The 20267-nt window shown below is 63.3% G+C and carries 27 protein-coding genes and 1 tRNA gene; 5 read left to right on the top strand and 23 right to left on the bottom strand.

What is annotated here, in order from left to right:
* Positions 1–23 precede the first annotated feature (23 nt).
* Positions 24–434 (bottom strand): YraN family protein, encoded by a 411-nt coding sequence (locus tag HUK68_RS01290; protein ID WP_175502563.1) that lies wholly within the window; start codon positions 432–434, stop codon positions 24–26.
* On the opposite strand from HUK68_RS01290, the gene rsmI reads away from it, so the two are divergent.
* A complete protein-coding gene (rsmI, locus tag HUK68_RS01285) occupies positions 434–1360 on the top strand; it encodes a 16S rRNA (cytidine(1402)-2'-O)-methyltransferase (protein ID WP_175502562.1) in 927 nt (308 codons plus the stop codon). The two genes, HUK68_RS01290 and rsmI, sit on opposite strands and share 1 nt — an antisense overlap.
* A gap of 66 nt (positions 1361–1426) precedes the next feature.
* Positions 1427–2434: a formylglycine-generating enzyme family protein gene (locus HUK68_RS01280; protein ID WP_175502561.1), complete on the top strand. Its 1008-nt coding sequence runs from the start codon at positions 1427–1429 to the stop codon at positions 2432–2434.
* 14 nt (positions 2435–2448) lie between these two features.
* On the opposite strand, the gene HUK68_RS01275 is transcribed toward HUK68_RS01280, so the two are convergent.
* The 20 genes from HUK68_RS01275 to HUK68_RS01180 all read right to left on the bottom strand — a co-directional run bounded on the left by HUK68_RS01275 (position 2449) and on the right by HUK68_RS01180 (position 14837).
* On the bottom strand, positions 2449–3705 hold the full coding sequence (locus tag HUK68_RS01275) for an Hsp70 family protein (protein WP_175502560.1): 1257 nt from the start codon (positions 3703–3705) through the stop codon (positions 2449–2451).
* A 108-nt stretch (positions 3706–3813) separates the two neighbouring features.
* Positions 3814–3890 (bottom strand) — tRNA-Met (locus HUK68_RS01270).
* A 44-nt stretch (positions 3891–3934) separates the two neighbouring features.
* Positions 3935–4324: a 50S ribosomal protein L17 gene (gene rplQ, locus HUK68_RS01265; RefSeq protein ID WP_175502559.1), complete on the bottom strand. Its 390-nt coding sequence runs from the start codon at positions 4322–4324 to the stop codon at positions 3935–3937.
* Between the two features lie 221 nt (positions 4325–4545).
* A complete protein-coding gene (locus HUK68_RS01260) occupies positions 4546–5538 on the bottom strand; it encodes a DNA-directed RNA polymerase subunit alpha (protein ID WP_159911552.1) in 993 nt (330 codons plus the stop codon).
* A 111-nt stretch (positions 5539–5649) separates the two neighbouring features.
* Positions 5650–6273 carry a 30S ribosomal protein S4 gene (rpsD, locus tag HUK68_RS01255; RefSeq protein ID WP_175502558.1) on the bottom strand — a complete coding sequence of 208 codons (624 nt, stop codon included), beginning with the start codon at positions 6271–6273 and terminating at the stop codon, positions 5650–5652.
* Between the two features lie 89 nt (positions 6274–6362).
* Entirely contained in the window at positions 6363–6767 is a 405-nt protein-coding gene (gene rpsK, locus HUK68_RS01250) for a 30S ribosomal protein S11 (RefSeq protein ID WP_175502557.1), read from the bottom strand.
* 18 nt (positions 6768–6785) lie between these two features.
* Positions 6786–7151 carry a 30S ribosomal protein S13 gene (gene rpsM, locus HUK68_RS01245; RefSeq protein ID WP_175502556.1) on the bottom strand — a complete coding sequence of 122 codons (366 nt, stop codon included), beginning with the start codon at positions 7149–7151 and terminating at the stop codon, positions 6786–6788.
* A 21-nt stretch (positions 7152–7172) separates the two neighbouring features.
* Entirely contained in the window at positions 7173–7286 is a 114-nt protein-coding gene (gene rpmJ / locus HUK68_RS01240) for a 50S ribosomal protein L36 (RefSeq protein ID WP_003050535.1), read from the bottom strand.
* 129 nt (positions 7287–7415) lie between these two features.
* Positions 7416–8735 (bottom strand): preprotein translocase subunit SecY, encoded by a 1320-nt coding sequence (gene secY / locus HUK68_RS01235; protein WP_175502555.1) that lies wholly within the window; start codon positions 8733–8735, stop codon positions 7416–7418.
* Positions 8736–8759: 24 nt separating this feature from the next.
* Complete coding sequence (gene rplO / locus HUK68_RS01230; RefSeq protein WP_159911547.1) at positions 8760–9191, bottom strand: 50S ribosomal protein L15; 432 nt, start codon at positions 9189–9191, stop codon at positions 8760–8762.
* Positions 9192–9201: 10 nt separating this feature from the next.
* The gene (gene rpmD / locus HUK68_RS01225; protein ID WP_175502554.1) at positions 9202–9384 is read right to left on the bottom strand and encodes a 50S ribosomal protein L30; all 183 of its coding nucleotides are present in this window, start codon (positions 9382–9384) and stop codon (positions 9202–9204) included.
* Positions 9385–9398: 14 nt separating this feature from the next.
* Positions 9399–9917 carry a 30S ribosomal protein S5 gene (gene rpsE, locus HUK68_RS01220; RefSeq protein WP_175502553.1) on the bottom strand — a complete coding sequence of 173 codons (519 nt, stop codon included), beginning with the start codon at positions 9915–9917 and terminating at the stop codon, positions 9399–9401.
* A gap of 15 nt (positions 9918–9932) precedes the next feature.
* Positions 9933–10298 (bottom strand): 50S ribosomal protein L18, encoded by a 366-nt coding sequence (rplR, locus tag HUK68_RS01215; RefSeq protein WP_119558611.1) that lies wholly within the window; start codon positions 10296–10298, stop codon positions 9933–9935.
* 11 nt (positions 10299–10309) lie between these two features.
* Positions 10310–10843, bottom strand: coding sequence for a 50S ribosomal protein L6 (gene rplF, locus HUK68_RS01210; RefSeq protein WP_175502552.1), 534 nt, complete (start codon positions 10841–10843; stop codon positions 10310–10312).
* A 26-nt stretch (positions 10844–10869) separates the two neighbouring features.
* A complete protein-coding gene (rpsH, locus tag HUK68_RS01205) occupies positions 10870–11265 on the bottom strand; it encodes a 30S ribosomal protein S8 (protein WP_175502551.1) in 396 nt (131 codons plus the stop codon).
* Between the two features lie 20 nt (positions 11266–11285).
* Positions 11286–11591, bottom strand: coding sequence for a 30S ribosomal protein S14 (gene rpsN / locus HUK68_RS01200; protein ID WP_056670956.1), 306 nt, complete (start codon positions 11589–11591; stop codon positions 11286–11288).
* An 8-nt stretch (positions 11592–11599) separates the two neighbouring features.
* Positions 11600–12139 carry a 50S ribosomal protein L5 gene (rplE, locus tag HUK68_RS01195; protein ID WP_175502550.1) on the bottom strand — a complete coding sequence of 180 codons (540 nt, stop codon included), beginning with the start codon at positions 12137–12139 and terminating at the stop codon, positions 11600–11602.
* Between the two features lie 10 nt (positions 12140–12149).
* Positions 12150–12467 carry a 50S ribosomal protein L24 gene (gene rplX, locus HUK68_RS01190; protein ID WP_175502549.1) on the bottom strand — a complete coding sequence of 106 codons (318 nt, stop codon included), beginning with the start codon at positions 12465–12467 and terminating at the stop codon, positions 12150–12152.
* 11 nt (positions 12468–12478) lie between these two features.
* Positions 12479–12847: a 50S ribosomal protein L14 gene (rplN, locus tag HUK68_RS01185; RefSeq protein ID WP_119558617.1), complete on the bottom strand. Its 369-nt coding sequence runs from the start codon at positions 12845–12847 to the stop codon at positions 12479–12481.
* A gap of 394 nt (positions 12848–13241) precedes the next feature.
* A complete protein-coding gene (locus HUK68_RS01180) occupies positions 13242–14837 on the bottom strand; it encodes a glycerol-3-phosphate dehydrogenase/oxidase (RefSeq protein ID WP_175502548.1) in 1596 nt (531 codons plus the stop codon).
* A gap of 204 nt (positions 14838–15041) precedes the next feature.
* On the opposite strand from HUK68_RS01180, the gene HUK68_RS01175 reads away from it, so the two are divergent.
* From HUK68_RS01175 to proC, 3 genes are read left to right on the top strand one after another with little or no spacing between them, the layout of a single operon-like run.
* Positions 15042–15809 (top strand): DeoR/GlpR family DNA-binding transcription regulator, encoded by a 768-nt coding sequence (locus tag HUK68_RS01175; protein ID WP_175502547.1) that lies wholly within the window; start codon positions 15042–15044, stop codon positions 15807–15809.
* Positions 15810–15824: 15 nt separating this feature from the next.
* Entirely contained in the window at positions 15825–17321 is a 1497-nt protein-coding gene (gene glpK, locus HUK68_RS01170) for a glycerol kinase GlpK (RefSeq protein WP_175502546.1), read from the top strand.
* A gap of 27 nt (positions 17322–17348) precedes the next feature.
* Positions 17349–18179: a pyrroline-5-carboxylate reductase gene (gene proC / locus HUK68_RS01165; protein ID WP_175502545.1), complete on the top strand. Its 831-nt coding sequence runs from the start codon at positions 17349–17351 to the stop codon at positions 18177–18179.
* 24 nt (positions 18180–18203) lie between these two features.
* Here proC and ubiA read toward each other — a convergent pair whose 3' ends face one another.
* Together ubiA and HUK68_RS01155 are read right to left on the bottom strand one after the other, a co-directional pair.
* Positions 18204–19091 (bottom strand): 4-hydroxybenzoate octaprenyltransferase, encoded by an 888-nt coding sequence (gene ubiA / locus HUK68_RS01160; protein WP_175502544.1) that lies wholly within the window; start codon positions 19089–19091, stop codon positions 18204–18206.
* Positions 19092–19237: 146 nt separating this feature from the next.
* Positions 19238–20203, bottom strand: coding sequence for a LysR substrate-binding domain-containing protein (locus HUK68_RS01155; protein ID WP_175502543.1), 966 nt, complete (start codon positions 20201–20203; stop codon positions 19238–19240).
* Positions 20204–20267 lie beyond the last annotated feature (64 nt).

Here is a 20267-nt window from a genome sequence, read left to right as displayed (position 1 = left end):
ACAAACCTTTTGCCGGCGCCCGGTTACCCGGGCTGTGCGTCGCCGTCGAACGCCGCGCGCAGCCACTGCAGGCCCGTGGCCTCGATCAGCACCACATCGAAACGGCAGGGCGGCGGCGCGGGCCAGCGCAGCAGGTAGTGCCGGGCCGCATGCACGATGCGCGCCCTCTTCACCGCGCCAATGCTGCCGCCCGCGCCGCCATAGCCCTGGCGGCCGCGGCTGCGTACCTCGACAAAAACCAGCGTGCCGTCGGCATCGCGCATGATGAGGTCAATTTCACCACCGCCGCGCCCGGGCGTCCGATAATTGCGCTGCACCAGCCGCAGGCCCGCCGCCTGCAGGCAATGCAGCGCCCGGTCCTCGCCGGCCTGGCCCCGCTGCCGCGTGGTGACCGGCGCCGCATCCGCTGCGGCCCGACTTTTAAGGAAACCCATTGAGTGCCTCTTTTGCCTCTGCCCTGAGCGCCGCCCACGACGCAGCCTCGGCGCAACACTATCCGACGGGCGCCCTGTATGTGGTCGCCACCCCGATCGGCAACCTCGCCGACATCAGCCTGCGCGCGCTGCATGTGCTGCAGCTCGTCGACAGCATTGCCTGCGAAGACACGCGCCATACCCAGGGCCTGCTGCGCTCGTATGGCCTCGAGCGCCCCGGCAGCCAGCTGCTGGCGCTGCACCAGCATAACGAAGCCGAGGCGGCGCAGCAGGTAATTGCGCGCCTGCAGCAAGGTCAGCGCCTGGCTTATGTCAGCGATGCCGGCACCCCCGGCGTCAGCGACCCCGGCGCGCGCCTCGCGGCCGCCGTGCAGGCCGCGGGCCTGCGCACCATTCCCCTGCCCGGCGCCAGCAGCATCACGGCCGCGCTGAGCGTTGCCGGCGCGGTGGCGCCCACGCAGGCCAGCAGCGGTTTTCTGTTTGCCGGTTTCCTGGCCACCAAGCAGGCGGAGCGCGCCGCCCAGGTCCAGCAACTGGGCCACGAAGCGCGCTGCTGCGTGCTGCTCGAAGCCCCGCACCGCATCGGCGAGCTGGCCCAGGCCCTGGCCGTGCTGGGCCCGCGCCCGGTCACGCTGGCGCGCGAGATCACCAAGCAGTTCGAGGAAATCGTGACCCAGCCCGCCGACCAGCTGCCGGCCTGGCTCGACGGCGCGCCCCAGCGCTCACGCGGTGAATTCGTGGTCGTGCTGCATCCCGTGGCGCTGCAGGACGACAGCGGTGAAGGCCTGCGCGTGCTGCGCCTGCTGCTGGCCGAGCTTCCGACCAAGGCCGCCGTGCGCCTGGCGGCCGAAATCACCGGCGCGCCGCGCAATGCGCTTTATGACGCCGCGCTGCAGATCAAGCGGGAAGGCGCCGACGAAGACTGAACGGCCGCGGGCGCGCGCCGTCTACACTGGTGTCCAGGCCGCCGTGGCCGCTCAAAGAGATGCAGCATGACCGATTTCGCGCCCGCCCTCGCCTGCGCCCTGGCGCTGATTTCCGCCACGGCGGCCGCGCAGGACCCGGCGCCGCCGCCAGCGGTGTGGCGCAACTCGCTGGGCATGGAATTCGTGCGCATTCCCGCCGGCAGTTTTGCCATGGGCAGCGCCGAAGACCCCGAAGCGCTGGCGCGCGACTTCCCCCTGCTCGAGCGCCGGCGCTTCGAGCTGCTCGCCGACGAGGCCCCGGTGCACCAGGTGCGCATCAGCCGCGCCTTCTACCTGGGCCGGCACGAAGTCACCGTGGGTCAGTTCCGCCGTTTCATCGAAGCCTCGGGCTATCGCCCTGAATCGGAAGCCGACGGCACCGGCGGCTATGGCTACAACCCGGCCTACGACCCTGCCGGCAGCGCGCGCGGCGACGCCTTCGAGGGCCGCGACCCGCGTTATTCCTGGAGCAACCCCGGCTTTGCCCAGGGCGATGACCACCCCGTGGTGAACGTCACCTGGAACGACGCCCAGGCACTTGCCGCATGGCTCAGCCGTACCGAAGGCCACCGCTACCGCCTGCCCACCGAAGCCGAATGGGAATACGCCTGCCGCGGCGGCAGCCACAGCCGCTACCCGCATGGCGACGACCCGCAAGCGCTGGCGCGCAGCGCCAACACATTCGACCAGAGCGCCGCCGTGTTCTGGCCGCGCTGGCGCCAGCATGCGCTCGCGGACAGCGACGGCCACGCATTCACCGCACCGGTGGGCAGCTACGCGCCCAATGCCTTCGGCCTGCACGACATGATCGGCAATGCCTGGGAATGGGTGGCGGACTGGCATGCCGAGACCTATTACGCCGAGTCCCCAGGCAGCGATCCGCAGGGACCGTCCGAAGGCAGCGTGCGCGTGCGCCGTGGCGGCTCGTGGCACACCTGGCCGCTGTATGCACGCTGCACCTATCGCAACTGGAACACGCCGCAGACCCGCTATACGCTGGTGGGCATGCGACTGGTTCGTGAGGCAGCGCCCTGAAGGGCCGCGGTCCTTCAGCCCTGGGTATAGGCCAGTCCCGAAGCCACGCCGCCAAACAGATCGCCTTCGACCTGTGCGGTTGCCGGAAACGCCGCGCGCAACGCGCTGCGCAGCGGCCGCAGCGCCGAAGAACCGCCGGTGAGATAGATCGCATCCAGCGCCTCGGCGGCCACGCCCGCCCGGCGCAGGCATTCCTCGGCACAGGCCACGACACGCGCCAGTGCGGGCTGCAGGTGCAGATCCAGCGCTTCGGGGGTGGCCTCGGCCTGCAACTGCGCTTCGAGCCAGCCCAGGTCCAGCGTCTGCGCCGCACCGCTTTGCGACACCGCGATCTTGCCCTGCTCCATGGTGTTGGCCAGGCGGTGGCCCAGGCGTTCTTCGAGTACCGTCATCAGCCGCGCATGCAGGCGCTCGTCCTGGTAGTCAGTGCGCAGGCCCTGGGCTTCGCGCACTGCCTTGGCGGTGTAGAGCCACTGGATCAGATGCCAGGTCGACAGGTCAAAAAACACCTTGCTCGGCACTTCGCGGCCTGTCTTGCCATGGTGGCGGAAGCCCAGCAACGGCTGCAGCAGTTCGATATTGAGCCGCTGGTCGAAGTCGGTGCCGCCGATATGCACGCCGGTGGTCGCCAGCACGTCGGCAGCGCGGTCGGCTTTCAGGCTGCGCTCGGGGCCGAGACGCACGACGCTGAAGTCGGAAGTACCGCCGCCGATATCCACCACCAGCACCAAGGCCTCGCGGTCGAGGCGCTGCTCGTAGTCGAGCGCGGCGGCGATCGGCTCGAGCTGGAACTGCACCTGGGCAAAGCCTGCGCGCAGCGCGGCTTCGCGCAGCGCGTTTTCGGCCAGCGCATCACGCTCGGCGTCGTCATCGACGAAATGCACCGGCCGACCCAGCACCACGCGCTCGGGCATCTTGCCCAGTTCCTGCTGCGCGCGGTTCGCCAACTGGCGCAGGAACAGCGCAATGATGTCCTGATAGCTCACCAGATTGCCATGCACCACGGTCTTGTCTTGCAGCAACGCGCTGCCCAGCAAACTCTTGAGCGAGCGCATCAGCCGCCCTTCCTCGCCTTCGAGGTATTGCGCCATGGCATCGCGGCCGAAATGGGTACTGAGTTCCTCGGCATGGAAGAACAGCGCCGTGGGCATGGCCAGCATGTCGCCTTCGAGCGGAATCAGCCGGGCGGGACCGCTCTCGACGCGCAGTGCCATCGCCGAGTTGGAGGTGCCGAAATCAATGCCAAGAGTGCTGGGAAACGAGGAAGTCATCTATCGGAGGGCCGCAAATCTTGCGCGCAGGAAGGTGAACCGGCGGCAACCCGCAGAACACGGGCCGCAAAAACAAAAACGCCCACTGAAAAGTGGGCGTTGAATGTTTGGTTGCGCGAGGAGGATTTGAACCTCCGACCTTTGGGTTATGAGCCCAACGAGCTACCAGACTGCTCCATCGCGCGGTATGTAGTTATTGTACAGCAGTTTTGCACTGCTGCCAGCAGATTTAGGCTGCAGCTTCGGAAGTTTGCACTTCTTCGGTGCGTTCCACCAGTTCAACGTAGGCCATGGGGGCATTGTCGCCCACGCGGAAGCCCATCTTCAGGATACGCGTGTAGCCGCCGGGACGGGTGTTGAAACGGGGACCCAGCACGTTGAACAGCTTGGTCACGCTGTCACGGTCGCGCAGGCGGTCGAAAGCCAGGCGGCGGTTGGCAACGGTGTCGACCTTGGCCAGGGTGATCATGGGCTCGATCACGCGGCGCAGTTCCTTGGCCTTGGGGACGGTGGTCTTGATGGCTTCGTGCTCGATGAGCGAATTCATCATGTTCTGCAGCATCGCCAGGCGGTGCGAAGAAGTGCGGTTGAGTTTGCGGAGGCCGTGACCGTGACGCATGGTGCTTTTTCCTTGATATGTAATTAAATCGGGCAGCCGTATAAGGTACTGCCCGAGGCACTGCCCACCAAAGGCGGGCTGCAAATTATAGCGCAGAGTCGCCAATTCGTCCCTTGAGGCGTCGTTGCATTGCCTTGCGGTGCAATTCGCACTGTCTGCGGCAACGCGCCTGGCCTCGACCGCAAATCCATCGATTTGCTGGGCCGACTTGGCGTCTCCTTTTAACGCTTGTCCAAACCGGCTGGCGGCCAGTTTTCGAGCTTCATGCCCAGCGTCAGACCGCGGGAAGCCAGGACTTCCTTGATCTCGTTGAGCGACTTGCGACCCAGGTTGGGGGTCTTGAGCAGCTCGTTTTCGGTACGCTGGATCAGGTCGCCGATGTAGTAGATGTTTTCGGCCTTCAGGCAGTTGGCCGAACGCACCGTCAGTTCCAGCTCGTCCACAGGACGCAGCAGGATGGGGTCGAAGCTCGCGTTGTTGCGCGGAGCTGCGCTGCCGGTGATGCCTTCCAGATCGCCGCCTTCGAGCTGTGCGAACACAGCCAGTTGCTCGACCAGGATCTTTGCCGAAGCGCGCACTGCGTCTTCAGCGGTGATGGCACCGTTGGTTTCGATTTCAACCACCAGCTTGTCGAGGTCGGTACGCTGCTCGACACGTGCGCTTTCCACCGTGTAGCTCACGCGCTTCACGGGAGAGAACGAAGCGTCCAGCACGATGCGGCCGATCGACTTGGTGGACTCATCGCCATAGCGACGCACATTGCCCGGCACATAGCCACGGCCCTTTTCAACCTTGATCTGCATGTCCAGCTTGCCGCCTTGCGACAGGTTGGCAATCACATGATCGGGGTTGACGATTTCAACATCGTGCGGGGTCTGGATATCGCGTGCCGTGACAACGCCTTCGCCATCCTTGCGCAGGCTCAGGGTCACTTCGTCGCGGTTGTGCAGCTTGAACACCACGCCCTTGAGGTTCAGCAGGATGTTGACCACATCTTCCTGAACGCCATCGATGGAGGAGTACTCATGGAGCACGCCAGCAATCGTGACTTCCGTCGCTGCGTAACCCACCATGGACGAGAGCAAGACGCGACGCAGGGCATTGCCCAGCGTGTGGCCGTAGCCACGCTCGAACGGCTCAAGTGCGACCTTGGCACGGTTGTGGCCAAGTTGTTCGACGTTGATTGCCTTGGGTTTCAGCAAATTGGTTTGCATGCAGACTTCCTCTCAATACCCCCGGCTCGTTACACCGGTAAGGCTGGTGAAGCGCCTAAACCGCGATGCCTCGCGGTTCAGGGACGGTTTAGCGAAAATTAGCCGAAAAAATCAACGCGAATACAATTCAACGATCAGGGATTCGTTGATGTCTGCGCCGAATTCGTCACGGTCAGGAGCCTTCTTGAAGGTACCTTCAGCCTTGTCCAGGCTGACTTCGACCCAAGCGGGGAAGCCCACTTGCTGTGCCAGTTGCAGAGCTTCGACGATGCGAGCTTGCTTCTTGGACTTTTCGCGCACGGCAACCACGTCGCCGACCTTGACCAGGTAGGAGGCGATGTTCACCGATTGACCGTTCACGGTGATCGCCTTGTGCGACACCAGCTGACGGGCTTCTGCACGCGTGGAGCCGAAGCCCATGCGGTACACGACGTTGTCCAGACGGCTTTCCAGCAGCGACAGCAGGTTCGCGCCCGTGTTGCCCTTCTTGCTGTCGGCAGCTTCGAAGTAGCGGCGGAATTGCTTTTCCAGCACGCCGTACATGCGCTTGACCTTCTGCTTTTCACGCAGTTGCAGACCGTAGTCCGAAGTGCGCTGGCCAGAAGTGCGGCCGTGTTGGCCAGGCTTGCTGTCGAACTTCGACTTGTCCGCGATCGAGCGGCGGGCGCTCTTCAGGAATAGGTCGGTGCCTTCACGGCGGGAAAGTTTGGCCTTGGGGCCGATAAAACGTGCCACTTGATCTTCCTTGTGTCATCTTCCGCAAGTCAATTGCGGGAGCCACCTGCTTGGCCAGGCCCGGCAGGTGGCGGTGGGCTTATAAAAAATTAGATGCGGCGACGCTTTTGCGGGCGGCAGCCGTTGTGCGGCACAGGCGTCACGTCCGAGATGGAAGTGATGCGGATGCCCAGGGCACCCAGAGCGCGCACCGACGATTCGCGACCTGGACCGGGGCCCTTGATCTCGACGTCGACGTTCTTGATGCCTTGTTCGATCGCTGCACGACCAGCCACTTCCGAAGCGACCTGGGCTGCGAAAGGCGTCGACTTGCGCGAGCCCTTGAAGCCTTGGCCACCCGACGAAGCCCACGACAGGGCATTGCCCTGGCGGTCGGTGATGGTGATGATCGTGTTGTTGAACGAAGCGTGCACGTGGGCGATGCCGTCAGAAATGTTCTTGCGAACCTTCTTGCGCACGCGCTGTGCTGCGTTGTTTGCGGGAGATTTAGCCATAGTGATCTTTCAATCTCTTTATTTCTTCAAAGCCGCTGCACCCTTGCGCGGGCCCTTGCGGGTACGCGCATTCGTACGCGTGCGCTGGCCGCGCATGGGCAGGCCACGGCGATGACGGAAACCGCGATAGCAGCCGATGTCCATCAAACGCTTGATGTTCATCGTTGTTTCACGACGCAGGTCACCTTCGATGGTGAACTGTGCAATCGCGTCACGGATTTTTTCGAGATCGCTGTCCGTCAGATCCTTGATCTTCTTGGAGTAAGCGATCTCGCATGCTTCGCAGATCTTGCGAGCGCGGGTACGACCGATACCATAGATAGCGGTCAGGCCGATTTCAGCATGCTGATGCGGCGGGATATTGATGCCAGCGATACGTGCCATATGCGTCCTCTATACTTTCAATCAACCCTGGCGCTGCTTATGGCGCTGGTCTGTGCAGATCACACGCACCACACCCTTGCGGCGGATGATCTTGCAGTTGCGGCAGATTTTCTTGACCGAAGCCGAAACTCTCATTTCATTCTCCTAAAACTTTGCATCCGTTCCGGCCATCTGCACGGAACTTGTGGCGTCCCGATCTCGGGACAAATCTACTAACTCTTAGCTGGAGGCCTCAGGCACCGCCCGAAGCCCCCATGTCTTTTCTCAAGTGCCGGGCGTAGCCTTGAAGTTCGCTTTTTTCAGGAGCGACTCGTACTGCTGCGACATCATGTAGTTCTGCACCTGTGCCATGAAGTCCATGGTCACCACCACAATGATCAGCAGTGATGTACCACCGAAGTAGAACGGAACGTTGTACTTCAGGATCATGAACTCGGGCAACAGACACACGAAGGTGATGTAAATCGCGCCAGCCAAGGTCAGGCGAACCAGGATCTTGTCGATGTAGCGTGCCGTGTGCTCGCCCGGGCGGATACCCGGAATGAACGCACCGCTCTTCTTCAGATTGTCGGCTGTTTCCCGGCTGTTGAAGACCAGGGCCGTATAGAAGAAGCAGAAGAAGATGATCGCTGCTGCATAGAACATCACGTACACCGGCTGACCAGGGGTCAGGGCGCCTGCGATGTCACGCAGCCAGCGCATCGATTCTCCAGCGCTGAACCAGTTCACCACCGTGGCAGGCAACAAGATGATCGAGGAAGCGAAGATGGGAGGAATGACCCCGGCCATGTTCAGCTTCAGCGGCAAGTGCGAGGACTGGCCACCATAAACCTTGTTACCGACTTGACGACGTGCGTAGTTCACCAGGATCTTGCGCTGTCCCCGCTCGACGAACACGACGAAATACGTCACGCCAGCCACCACGAGAACAATGAAGATCGCAGCCAGGACGCTCATTGCGCCGGTGCGCACCAGTTCCAGCAATCCACCGATCGAGCTGGGCAGGCCTGCGGCGATACCAGCGAAGATCAGGATCGAGATACCGTTGCCCAGACCACGTTCCGTGATCTGTTCACCGAGCCACATCAGGAACATGGTGCCAGCGGTCAGGCTGACCACCGCCGTGAGGCGGAAGCCCATACCTGGGCTGAGCACCAGCCCTGCCGAGCTTTCCAGAGCCACTGCAATCCCAAGGGACTGAAAAATTGCCAGGGCCAGAGTGCCATAGCGGGTGTACTGGGTAATCTTGCGACGACCCGATTCACCTTCCTTTTTCAGCTGCTCGAACGTCGGGACGACATAGGTCGCCAGCTGCATGATGATCGATGCCGAGATGTACGGCATGATCCCCAGTGCGAACACCGTGAAGCGCGACAGCGCTCCACCCGAGAACATGTTGAACAGATTGAGAATGCCGCCCTGCTGGCCATTGAACAGCTGCTGCAGCTGCGCTGGGTCGATGCCCGGCACGGGGATATGCGCCCCGATACGGTATACGACCAGCGCCAGCAACAGAAAAACCAGCCGACGACGCAAATCGCCGAATTTCCCGGTTTTTGCAATTTGAGCTGCGCTAGTAGCCACGGATGTCTTCTTTCAGAACTTAAATCAGGCCACGTTGCCACCGGCAGCTTCAATAGCTGCCTTGGCACCCGCTGTAGCAGCAATACCGTTCAGCTTGACAGCCTTGGTGATTGCGCCGCTCTTGATGACCTTCACGACTTTGGCGATTTCGCCGACCAGGCCAGCCTGCTTGAGGGCAGCCAGATCGACTTCGGCCAGACCGAGTTGCTCGAGGGCAGTCAGGGTCACTTCTGCATTGAACTTCAGCAGATGCGACTTGAAACCGCGCTTGGGCAGACGGCGTTGCAGAGGCATTTGACCGCCTTCGAAGCCGACCTTGTGGTAGCCGCCCGAACGCGATTTCTGACCCTTGTGACCACGGCCGGCAGTCTTGCCGAGGCCGGAGCCAATGCCGCGGCCAACGCGGCGCTTTGCGTGCTTGGAGCCGTCTGCAGGCTTGATGCTATTGAGTTCCATCATCAATCCTTTACAGAACCTTCACCAGGTAGGCGATCTTGTTGATCATGCCACGGACTTCGGGCGTGTCTTGCAGCTCGCTGATGCTGTTGAGCTTGCGCAGACCCAGGCCGCGAACGGTGGCGCGATGCGATTCCTTGGTGCCGATAGGGCTGCGCACCAGTTGAATCTTGACAGTTTGTTGCGTCGTCATGTGTTTGACTCCAATCAGGCGAAGATGTCTTCGACCGACTTGCCGCGCTTCGCAGCCACTTCCGAAGCGGTCGTGGAACGAGTCAGGGCGTCCAGAGTGGCACGAACCATGTTGTAAGGGTTGGAGGAACCATGGCTCTTGGCCACGATGTCCGTGATGCCCAACACTTCGAACACGGCGCGCATGGGGCCGCCAGCAATGATGCCGGTACCCTTGGGAGCGGGAGCCATCATGACCGAAGCGGCACCGTGGTGACCGTTGACCATATGATGGATCGTGCCGTTCTTCAGGGACACCTTGATCATGTTGCGGCGCGCTTCTTCCATCGCCTTTTGCACGGAGGCGGGCACTTCCTTGGACTTGCCCTTGCCCATGCCAACGCGGCCGTCACCGTCGCCAACCACGGTCAGTGCAGCGAAGCCGAGAATACGACCACCCTTCACAACCTTGGTGACGCGGTTCACCGCGATCATTTTTTCGCGCAGACCGTCGTCACGACCTTCGTCTTGCACTTTGGGGGAAAATTTAGCCATTTTTATCCGCTCCGCTTAGAACTGCAGGCCAGCTTCACGGGCTGCGTCGGCCAGGGCCTTGACGCGACCGTGGTAGGCGAAGCCTGCGCGATCGAATGCAACCTTCTCGACACCGGCAGCCTTTGCCTTTTCAGCAATGCGCTTGCCGATCAGGGTTGCTGCGGCAGTGTTGCCACCCTTGCCGGCGCCGCCGAGCGACGTGCGCACTTCGGCTTCGGCAGTGGATGCACTGGCCAGCACCGTGGTGCCGTCGCCAGAGATCACGCTGGCGTAGATGTGGAGGTTGGTGCGGTTCACGCTCAGACGCGCCACGCCTTGCTGGGCAATGCGGATACGGGTCTGGCGGGCACGACGGAGACGCTGCTCTTTCTTGGTCAACATATTGCAGCTCCTTATTTCTTCTTGGTCTCTTTGATCGTGACTTTTTCGTCCGCATAACGGATGCCCTTGCCCTTGTAGGGCTCGGGAGGACGAACAGCACGGATCTCAGCGGCCAGCTGGCCCACGACCTGACGATCGATGCCCTTGATCACGATTTCGGTCGGGATCGGGGTGGCAACGGTCACGCCGGCGGGCATGTCGAAGTTCACGGGGTGCGAGAAACCGATGGCCAGGTTCAGCTTGGAACCCGAAGCAGCGGCCTTGAAACCCACGCCAATCAGCGTCAGCTTCTTCTCGAAACCCTTGGTCACGCCATTGACCATGTTGTTCACCAGCTGACGCTGGGTACCGCTCATGGCGTTGGCTTCACGGGAGTCGTTGGCGGGCTCGAAAGAGAGCTTGCCGTCGGCATTGGTCACAGTCACCAGTGCGTTCTGGGCCAGCGACAGAGTGCCGCCAGTGCCCTTGACACTGATTTGTGCGTCATTGATCGACACATCCACGCCAGCGGGGATGGTCACAGGCATTTTTGCTACGCGAGACATTTCAGTATTTCTCCTTCAATGTCACGTTAGGCCACATAGCAAAGCACTTCGCCGCCGACACCGGTGGCACGTGCTTTACGATCGGTCATCACGCCCTGGGGGGTGGTCACGATAGCCACGCCCAAGCCATTCATGACTTGTGGAATTGCATCACGGCCCTTGTACACGCGCAGGCCGGGACGGCTCACACGCTCGATACGCTCGATCACGGGACGGCCCGCGTAGTACTTCAGGGTGATTTCGAGTTCAGACTTGCCGTCTTCGGTCTTCACTTGGAAACCGTCGATATAGCCTTCATCCTTCAGCACCTGGGCGATGGCAACCTTGACCTTGGAGGAAGGAGCCGTCACGGTGGTCTTGGCGACCATTTGTGCATTGCGGATGCGGGTCAGCAAGTCAGCGATGGGATCACTCATGCTCATGTTTAATCTCTCCTGCTTGCTTACCAGCTGGCCTTGGTGACACCGGGGATGTCGCCTGCGAAAGCCAGTTCACGGATCTTTGCGCGTGCCAGACCGAATTGGCGGAACGTGCCACGGGGGCGACCGGTGATTTCGCAACGGTTGCGCTGACGCGTGGGGTTCGCGTTACGGGGCAGCTTTTGCAGGCCCAGGCGGGCTGCATCGCGCTCTTCGTCGCTACGCTTTGCGTCGCCGGCGATGGCCTTCAGCTCGGTGTACTTGGCAGCGTACTTGGCTGCCAGCTTTTCGCGCTTCAGTTCGCGCTGGATCAATGCTACTTTTGCCATGCGCTGCCTCAGTTCTTGAAGGGGAAGCGGAAAGCGGCGAGCAGTGCCTTGCACTCGTCGTCGTTCTTCGCAGTAGTGGTGATGCTGATATTGAGACCGCGCAGTGCGTCGACCTTGTCGTACTCAATTTCAGGGAAGATGATCTGTTCTTTGACGCCAACGTTGTAGTTGCCGCGGCCATCGAACGAACGGCCCGAAATACCACGGAAGTCACGCACGCGGGGCAGAGCCACGGTGACGAAACGGTCCAGGAATTCGTACATCTGAACGCCACGCAGGGTCACCATGCAGCCAATGGCTTGGCCTTCACGGATCTTGAAACCGGCGATAGCCTTCTTGGCCTTGGTCACCACGGGCTTCTGACCAGCAATCTTGGTCAGGTCAGCCACGGCGTTGTCCATCACCTTCTTGTCGGCCACGGCTTCGCTCACACCCATGTTCAGGGTGATCTTGGTCAGACGGGGCACTTCCATGTCGGAGGTGTAGCCGAACTTTTCCTTGAGTTCAGCCGCGATCTTTTCGCGATACAGTTTTTGCAGTCGTGCCATGTTTTACCCCTTAGGCCGCCTTGATTTCAGCGCCGCTGGACTTGAACACGCGAACGCGCTTGCCGTCGGCGAGCTTGATGCCCACGCGGTCGGCCTTGCCAGTAGCAGCATTGAAAATAGCCACGTTGGATTGGTGGATGGGCATGGCCTTTTCCACGATGCCGCCGGTGGTGCCCTTCATGGGGTTCGGCTTGACATGCTTCTTGACCAGGTTGACACCTTCGATCAGCAGGTAGGAATCATCCGTACGCTGCGTCACGACGCCTTGCTTGCCCTTGTCGCGGCCAGTCAGCACGATGACTTGGTCGCCCTTGCGAATCTTGTTCATTGCGCTTCCTTTTAGAGAACTTCAGGCGCCAGGGACACGATCTTCATGAACTTCTCGGTACGCAGTTCACGCGTCACGGGTCCGAAGATGCGAGTGCCGATGGGCTCAAGCTTGGCGTTGAGCAGAACTGCTGCATTGCCGTCAAATTTCACGAGCGAACCGTCAGCGCGGCGAATACCCTTCGCCGTGCGCACGACCACTGCACTGTAGACCTCGCCTTTTTTGACGCGGCCGCGCGGAGCAGCTTCTTTAACGCTCACCTTGATGATGTCGCCAACGCTTGCATAGCGACGCTTAGAACCACCCAGCACCTTGATGCACAGGACGGACTTAGCGCCGGTGTTGTCGGCAACCTCTAACCGAGATTCTGTTTGGATCATTTCAATATTCCCAACTTGCACCAGCTCAGGAAACAGCCCCAGATTACTTCTCAGGGTCTGCGACCAGCCAGTCAGTCTTGGGCCCGTCGTCCACGCCGCAAACCATTTTGCTGCGCTTCCCGCTGGGCAGAAACCTCACGCATGAAACGTGAAGCATTCGATTCTCGCAGAATTTCCTTTGCGCGTCAACCGCTTAGCCCGTTTCACCCGCCCTGCGTTGCAGGTCGGCACCGGTCTGTGCGGCGACGCCCGCCAGGAAGCCGGCGCCGACTTCCATGGACTGCAAAAATGCTATCAAATAGATAGCTTGCGAAGCGCGCCACGCTTCGCACGTAGAGGCAATAAAGTGAGCAGAACGAAGCCTGGAAGACTTCGGCTCACTGCGGTTTTGCCATTACTGGGCGCGTGGCAAATACTGCAGCGCCAGGGACTGGAATGCCGCCAATCCCGCATCCCGGCCCAGTTCCTCCTCGATCAAAGCCGCGACGCGCGGCGCGATCGACATCGCGCGCTGGGCGTCGAGGAACAGCAGGCGGCTGCGGCGCGCCAGCACGTCTTCGACGCTGCGCGCATATTCATGGCGCACCGCGAAGCGCACCATGGCTTCGCTCAGGCCTTCGACCAGCCAGATGTCGGCGCCGGGCAACGCCGCCACGGCGTCGGCTTCGGTGCCATAGGAATGCAGGCCCTGGGGCGCATTCATGCCCATCAGCAGCTTGCCATCCGCCGGTGCGCCGACCAGCGGCAGGTCGACGGTGACGCCGCCCGCGCGCTCGGGCAACTGGCCCGTGGCAAAGCACTCGCGCAGCACGTCCTCGGCCATCGCGCGGTAGGTGGTCCATTTGCCGCCGGTCACGGTGATCAGGCCCGAACGGCTGGCCATCACCGTGTGCTCGCGGCTGATCTTCTTGGTGTTCTCGCCGTCGTCGTCTTGCGGCTTGACCAGCGGGCGCAGCCCGACCCAGACGCTGCGCACATCGGCGCGCGTCGGCTGGCGCACCAGGTACTTGCCGGCTTCCGAGAGAATGAAGTTGACTTCCTCGGGAAACGGCAGCGGCTCGCGCGCCAGGTCGTTGCGCGGCGTGTCGGTCGTGCCCAGGATCACCTTGCCCAGCCACGGCACGGCAAACAGCACGCGGCCGTCGGCGGTCTTGGGGATCAGCAGCGCATGGTCGGTGGGCAGGAACTCACGGTCCACCACCACATGCACGCCCTGGCTGGGCGCGACCATGGGCTTGACCTCGCGGCCCAGCGCCTTGCCGTCGAGCTGGCGGAACAGGTCGACCCACGGACCTGTTGCATTCACCACACACTTGGCGCGCACCGTGTAGGCCGTGCCGGTCTCCGAATCCTCGCAGACCACTCCGGCGATCTTGCCGTTCTCGTGCAGCAGTTCCTTGGCCGGGCAGTAGTTGACCAGCAGCGCGCCCTTGGCCGCCGCGGTGCGCGCCAGCGCCAGCGCCAGGCGCGCATCGTCGAACTGGCCATCCCAGTACTTGACGCCGCCCTTGAGGCCCTGGGTGCGTGCCGTGGGCAGCAGCGCGACGGTCTTGTCGCGGCTCAGGAACTCGGTCGAGCCCAGGCCCGCCTTGCCGGCGAGCGCGTCGTACATCTTCAGGCCCGCGCCATAGAACGGTGTGTCGAGCAGGCGGTACGAAGGCATGACGAAAGCCAGGCGCTGCGCCAGGTGCGGCGCATTGCGCAGCAGCGTCGTGCGCTCGTGCAGCGCCTCGCGCACCAGCGCGATATTGCCCTGCGCGAGATAGCGCACGCCGCCATGTACCAGCTTGGTTGCGCGCGATGAGGTGCCCTTGGCAAAATCATGCGATTCCAGCAGCACCACCTTGAAACCGCGCGCTGCCGCGTCCAGCGCCACGCCCAGGCCCGTGGCGCCGCCGCCAATGATGGCGAGGTCGTAGACACAGGGTTCGGCCAGCCGCGCCAGAAGCGCGGCGCGGTCTGTATCCAGGGGAAGCGTAGAAATGGTCATAAGCGGGCTTGCCAGCAGGTTGGGGGAAAATCGGGCGGCGCAAACGGTACGCGTTGCGCCCGGTCAAAACCGGGCTCGCAACTGGAACAATGTGCGTCACAATCAAAGCGTGATTTTCGCTCTTTTTGTTTCGTTTTTGTGAATACCATGTTCACATAAGCGCGTTTTGATTCGATTTTAGTCTCTAACCTACATGCAAGCCGCGTGAACCACTCCAATCCCCGCCAACTCCAGTTGCTTGATGCGGTGCGCCAGCAACAGTCCGCCACCGTCGAGCAGCTGGCTCTCCAGCTGGGCGTGACCCTGCAGACCGTGCGCCGCGATGTGCAGAAGCTGGCCGATGCCGGTCTGTTGGTGCGCTTTCACGGCGGCGTGCGCGTACCCAGCGCCACGGTCGAGAACCTGGCCCACCCCCAGCGCCAGGGCCTGCATGCCGACGGCAAGGCGCGCATCGCGCGCGCCGTCGCCCAGGCCGTGCCCAATGGCTGTTCGCTGATCCTGAACATCGGCACCACGACCGAAGCCATTGCCCAGGCGCTGCTCCAGCACCGCGGCCTGCGCGTGATCACCAACAACCTCAACGTCGCCGCCATCCTGAGCAGCAACACCGACTGCGAAGTCATTGTCGCGGGCGGCGTGGTGCGCTCGCGCGACCGCGGCATCGTCGGCGAGGCGGCCGTGGACTTCATTCGCCAGTTCAAGGTCGATATCGCCCTGATCGGCATCTCGGCCATTGAATCCGATGGCTCGCTGCGCGATTTCGACCTGCGCGAGGTCAAGGTGGCCCAGACCATCATTGCCCAGTCGCGCGAGGTCTGGCTGGCCGCCGACCACAGCAAATTCGAACGCCAGGCCATGGTCCAGCTGGCCACGCTGGCCCAGATCCACCGCCTGTTCACCGATGCGCCGCCGCCACCGGCCATCGTTCCGCTGCTCGCCGATGCCGGCGTGCAATGCACCGTGGCCGTCTGAGATTTCCGTACCGACATGACCTATCTGCTTGCCCTGGACCAGGGCACTTCCAGCTCCCGCAGCATTCTTTTCGACGCCCATGGCCGCATCGTGGCCCAGGCCCAGCTGGAGCTGCCGCAAATCTATCCGCGCCCGGGCTGGGTCGAACATGACCCGCACGAAATCTGGCGCACCCAGCTCAGCACGGCGCGCGCGGCCCTGTCGCAAGCCGGCATTTCCGCAAGCCAGGTGCGCGCATTGGGCATCACCAACCAGCGCGAGACCACCGTCGTCTGGAACCGCCAGACCGGCCAGCCCATCCATCACGCCATCGTTTGGCAGGACCGGCGCGCCGAGCCCGCCTGCGCCAGGCTGCGCGAAGACGGCCATGCCGACAGCATCCAGCAAAAGACCGGGCTGCGCATCGACGCGTATTTCTCGGCCACCAAGCTGCAATGGCTGCTCGACGAAGTGCCGGGCGCACGCGCCGCGGCCGAGCGCGGCGAGCTGGCCTTCGGCACCATCGACAGCTGGCTGATCTGGCAACTGACCCAGGGCAAGCGCCATGTGACCGACGTCAGCAATGCCGCGCGCACCATGCTGTTCAACGTGCGCAGCAACCAGTGGGACGAGGACCTGCTGGCGCTGCTGCGCATTCCGAAGTCGCTGATGCCCGAGGTGCTGCCGTCGTCGAGCGACTTCGGCCAGACCGCGGCCGACGTGCTGGGCGCGCCGATTGCGATCGGCGGCGTGGCCGGCGACCAGCAAAGCGCGCTGTTCGGCCAGGCCTGCTTCAAGGCCGGCATGGCCAAGAACACCTATGGCACGGGTTGCTTCATGCTGATGCATACCGGCAGCAGCTTCCAGACCTCGCACAACGGCCTGCTCACGACCAGCGCCGCACAGACCAGCGCTACCCCCGCGTATGCGCTCGAAGGCAGCGTGTTCATCGGCGGCGCGGTGGTGCAGTGGCTGCGCGACGGACTGCAGGCCATCGAGCACAGTGGCCAGGTGCAGTCGCTGGCCGAAAGCGTGCCCGATTCGGGCGGCGTGATGCTGGTGCCGGCCTTCACCGGCCTGGGCGCGCCCTACTGGAAACCCGATGCGCGCGGCACGATCACCGGCCTCACGCGCGGCAGCTCGCTGGCGCACATCGCACGCGCTGCGCTGGAGTCGATTGCCTACCAGAGCGCGGCGCTGCTGCTGGCCATGAGCCGCGATGCGGTCGAGAGCGGCGGTGCGCCCGTGAGCGAGTTGCGCGTCGATGGCGGCGCCTGCGTCAACAACCTGCTGATGCAGTTCCAGGCCGATCTGCTGGGTATTCCCGTGGTCCGCCCCGCGGTCGTTGAAACCACGGCTTTGGGCGCGGCCTATCTTGCCGGCCTGTCGTCGGGCATCTACCAGAGCACCGAGGAACTGACCGGCCTGTGGGTCGCCGAGCGACGCTTCATGCCGACGCTGGCCCCCGAACGCGCGCAGGAGCTCATGGCCCGCTGGGAACATGCGGTTGCGCAAGCGTCCCTGCCCGCCTGACCCCCCTCTTCTCTCCATCGCAACACCATGAGCACTCTCTCCCCTCTGTCTACCCCGATTGCCTTCATCGGCGGCGGCAACATGGCCAGCGCCATCATCGGCGGCCTGCTGCGCCAGGGCGTGGCCACCGAGCAGATCGAAGTCGTCGAGCCCTTCGAGGCCGCGCGCGCGGCGCTGCAGGAGCAGTTCGGCATCCAGGCCAAGGCCCAAGCCGGCAGCGCGCTGGCGCGCGCCGGCCTGGTGGTCTGGGCCGTCAAGCCGCAGACCTTCAAGGACGCCGCCGCCGCCGTGGCGCCGCATACCACCGACGCCCTGCACCTGAGCGTGGCTGCGGGCATCACCACCGACAGCATTGCGCAGTGGCTGGGCAGCGAGCGCATCGTGCGCGCCATGCCCAACACGCCGGCGCTGATCGGCCAGGGCATGACCGGCCTGTTCGCGCGCGCTGCCGTCGATGCCGACGCCAGGGCCCTCATCGAGCAGGTGGTGGCCAGCACCGGCAAGCACGTGTGGGTGGACGAGGAAGCACAACTCGATGCCGTGACCGCGCTGTCAGGTTCGGGGCCGGCTTATGTGTTCCTGTTTCTCGAAGCCATGGTCCAGGCCGGCGTCGAGATGGGGCTGGGCGCGCACCAGTCCTATCAGCTGGCCGTGGCCACGTTCCAGGGCGCTTCGGAACTGGCCGCGCGCTCGAGCGAGCCGGTCGAGGTGCTGCGCCAGCGCGTGACCAGCAAGGGCGGCACGACGCACGCGGCCATCAGCCATATGCAGCAGGCGGGCGTGCCCGAACAGTTTGTCGCGGCGATGCGTGCCGCGCAACAGCGCGCCAAGGAATTGGCCGCCGAGTTCGGCCGCTGACCGTGCAGGGCCCGCGGCGCGCGCTCAGCGCAGCGCGAACCCGAGTGCGATTCCGGCAAACAGCGTGGCGCCGATCCAGTGGCTCTTGCTGAAGGCCACGAAGCAGCCTTCGCGCGTGCGGCCGCGGATCAGCGTGTAATGCCAGGCGATCTGCGCCGCAGCCGCGGCCATGCCCAGCGCAAACGGCCAGCCCAGCGCGTAGGGCCACAGCGCCCAGAGCGTCAACAGCCAGCACAGCGCGAAGAACAGCATGATGCCGGCGACATCGAAGCGGCCCAGCGTGATGGCCGACGTCTTCATGCCGATCTTCAGATCGTCGTCGCGGTCGACCATGGCGTACTCGGTGTCGTAGGCCAGCACCAGGAACATGTTGGCCAGCCACAGCACCCACCCGGTGGCGGTGACCGTGCCCAGCACCGCGGCAAACGCAATGACGATGCCGAAGTTGAACGCAATGCCCAGAAAGGCCTGCGGCATGGAGAAAAAGCGCTTGGTGAACGGATACAGGATGGTGAACAGCACCGCCGGCACCGACCAGGCCACGGCCTCCCAGCGCGTGGTCAGCACCAGGCCCAGCGCCACCAGCGCCAGCACCACGCCCACCGCTATCGCTTCCTTGACGGAGACCTGGCCCGAGGTGATCGGGCGCTGCGTGGTGCGCTTCACATGCTTGTCGAAATCGCGGTCGGCAATGTCGTTGACGCAGCAGCCGGCGCTGCGCATCAGCACCGTGCCCAGCACGAACACCAGCAGCAGATGCCAGCCGGGAAACCCTTCGGACGCCACCCACAGCGCCGCGAGCGTCGGCCAGACCAGCACCAGCCAGCCCGCGGGGCGGTTCCAGCGGATCAGGTCCAGGTACAGCGCGAGCCTGGAGCGGCGGGGGGTGGAGGGAGAAGCAGCGTGTGACATGGGATCCGGAAGCGAGAGCAGCGTACCGGCCACAATGTAACGCAGACCCGGCCATGGGAGAACCCGGGGATCGCCACGCGTGGGAGGTGGCAGGAGAAGGGAGGGGGCCAGCGCCTGCCCCGCCCTGGCGGCCGCAGCCGCCGGGTTCAGGAGAGTCGTTCGACGCCAGGCAGATTGCAGGCGTAGACCGCATTGCGCAGCGCGGCAATGGCTTCGTAGCGCGTGAAGCTGCGGCGCCAGACCAGCACCACGCGGCGGCTGGGGGTTGGCAGGCCGTCTTCGGTGCGGATCGGCAAGTAGCGGATATGCGGCTCGTCGTTCTTGCGGCGGCGCACATGCACTTCCAGCGCATCGCGCGGCACGGACAGGCGCGGCACCAGAGTCACGCCCATGCCCGCGGCCACCATGTGCTTGATGGTTTCCAGCGACGAACCTTCGAAGGTGCGGCGGATGCCTTCGGCGTTGCTCGCATAACGTGCGAATTCGGGGCAGACTTCAAGCACATGGTCGCGGAAGCAGTGGCCCGAACCCAGCAGCAGCATGGTTTCGTTCTTCAGCTCGATGGTCGAGACCGAATCCTGCTTGGCCAGCGGGTGGGTGCTAGGCACCGCGGCCATGAAGGGCTCGTCGTACAGGGGAGCCGTTGCCAGGCCGGTATCGGGGAAGGGTTCGGCCACGATGGCGCAGTCGATTTCACCGGTACGCAGCATTTCCAGCAGCTTGACGGTGTAGTTTTCCTGCAGCATCAGCGGCATTTGCGGCGTGCGCTGGATGGCATGGCGCACCAGTTCGGGCAGCAGATAGGGGCCGATGGTGTAGATCACGCCCAGCGTCAGCGCGCCGGCCAGCGGGTCCTTGCCGCGCTTGGCGATTTCCTTGATGGCCGCGGCCTGCTCGAGCACGCTTTGCGCCTGGCGCACGATTTCCTCGCCCAGCTGCGTCACCGACACTTCGCCAGCACTGCGCTCGAACAGCTTGACGTCAAGCTCTTCCTCGAGTTTCTTGATCGCAACAGACAGCGTCGGCTGCGACACATAGCATGCTTCCGCCGCATGGCCGAAATGCTTTTCGCGGGCCACGGCAACGATGTACTTGAGTTCGGTAAGTGTCATGAATGTAAATTCTGGGCCATGCGGAATATGTATTGTCGCGGCAGTTCGACCTCAACAGTGCATA

This window comes from Comamonas antarctica, assembly GCF_013363755.1.
Taxonomy (GTDB): domain Bacteria; phylum Pseudomonadota; class Gammaproteobacteria; order Burkholderiales; family Burkholderiaceae_C; genus Comamonas; species Comamonas antarctica.
The sequence above is the reverse complement of the archived record's forward strand: the minus strand, read 5'-3'. Positions and strand labels throughout refer to the sequence as shown.

What these genes read in the sequence shown, in the direction of transcription:
- rpsN (WP_056670956.1), bottom strand. Translation starts at nt 11,591, where the DNA reads ATGGCAAAAGTAGCATTGATCCAGCGCGAACTGAAGCGCGAAAAGCTG.
- rplO (WP_159911547.1), bottom strand. Translation starts at nt 9,191, where the DNA reads ATGGAACTCAATAGCATCAAGCCTGCAGACGGCTCCAAGCACGCAAAG.
- HUK68_RS01260 (WP_159911552.1), bottom strand. Translation starts at nt 5,538, where the DNA reads ATGCAAACCAATTTGCTGAAACCCAAGGCAATCAACGTCGAACAACTT.
- proC (WP_175502545.1), top strand. Translation starts at nt 17,349, where the DNA reads ATGAGCACTCTCTCCCCTCTGTCTACCCCGATTGCCTTCATCGGCGGC.
- rplF (WP_175502552.1), bottom strand. Translation starts at nt 10,843, where the DNA reads ATGTCTCGCGTAGCAAAAATGCCTGTGACCATCCCCGCTGGCGTGGAT.
- rpmJ (WP_003050535.1), bottom strand. Translation starts at nt 7,286, where the DNA reads ATGAGAGTTTCGGCTTCGGTCAAGAAAATCTGCCGCAACTGCAAGATC.
- rpsE (WP_175502553.1), bottom strand. Translation starts at nt 9,917, where the DNA reads ATGGCTAAATTTTCCCCCAAAGTGCAAGACGAAGGTCGTGACGACGGT.
- rplN (WP_119558617.1), bottom strand. Translation starts at nt 12,847, where the DNA reads ATGATCCAAACAGAATCTCGGTTAGAGGTTGCCGACAACACCGGCGCT.
- rplX (WP_175502549.1), bottom strand. Translation starts at nt 12,467, where the DNA reads ATGAACAAGATTCGCAAGGGCGACCAAGTCATCGTGCTGACTGGCCGC.
- ubiA (WP_175502544.1), bottom strand. Translation starts at nt 19,091, where the DNA reads ATGTCACACGCTGCTTCTCCCTCCACCCCCCGCCGCTCCAGGCTCGCG.
- HUK68_RS01155 (WP_175502543.1), bottom strand. Translation starts at nt 20,203, where the DNA reads ATGACACTTACCGAACTCAAGTACATCGTTGCCGTGGCCCGCGAAAAG.
- rplE (WP_175502550.1), bottom strand. Translation starts at nt 12,139, where the DNA reads ATGGCACGACTGCAAAAACTGTATCGCGAAAAGATCGCGGCTGAACTC.
- HUK68_RS01280 (WP_175502561.1), top strand. Translation starts at nt 1,427, where the DNA reads ATGACCGATTTCGCGCCCGCCCTCGCCTGCGCCCTGGCGCTGATTTCC.
- rplR (WP_119558611.1), bottom strand. Translation starts at nt 10,298, where the DNA reads ATGTTGACCAAGAAAGAGCAGCGTCTCCGTCGTGCCCGCCAGACCCGT.
- rpmD (WP_175502554.1), bottom strand. Translation starts at nt 9,384, where the DNA reads ATGACGACGCAACAAACTGTCAAGATTCAACTGGTGCGCAGCCCTATC.
- rpsM (WP_175502556.1), bottom strand. Translation starts at nt 7,151, where the DNA reads ATGGCACGTATCGCTGGCATCAATATCCCGCCGCATCAGCATGCTGAA.
- rpsH (WP_175502551.1), bottom strand. Translation starts at nt 11,265, where the DNA reads ATGAGCATGAGTGATCCCATCGCTGACTTGCTGACCCGCATCCGCAAT.
- HUK68_RS01290 (WP_175502563.1), bottom strand. Translation starts at nt 434, where the DNA reads ATGGGTTTCCTTAAAAGTCGGGCCGCAGCGGATGCGGCGCCGGTCACC.
- HUK68_RS01180 (WP_175502548.1), bottom strand. Translation starts at nt 14,837, where the DNA reads ATGACCATTTCTACGCTTCCCCTGGATACAGACCGCGCCGCGCTTCTG.
- HUK68_RS01275 (WP_175502560.1), bottom strand. Translation starts at nt 3,705, where the DNA reads ATGACTTCCTCGTTTCCCAGCACTCTTGGCATTGATTTCGGCACCTCC.
- rpsK (WP_175502557.1), bottom strand. Translation starts at nt 6,767, where the DNA reads ATGGCTAAATCTCCCGCAAACAACGCAGCACAGCGCGTGCGCAAGAAG.
- glpK (WP_175502546.1), top strand. Translation starts at nt 15,825, where the DNA reads ATGACCTATCTGCTTGCCCTGGACCAGGGCACTTCCAGCTCCCGCAGC.
- rplQ (WP_175502559.1), bottom strand. Translation starts at nt 4,324, where the DNA reads ATGCGTCACGGTCACGGCCTCCGCAAACTCAACCGCACTTCTTCGCAC.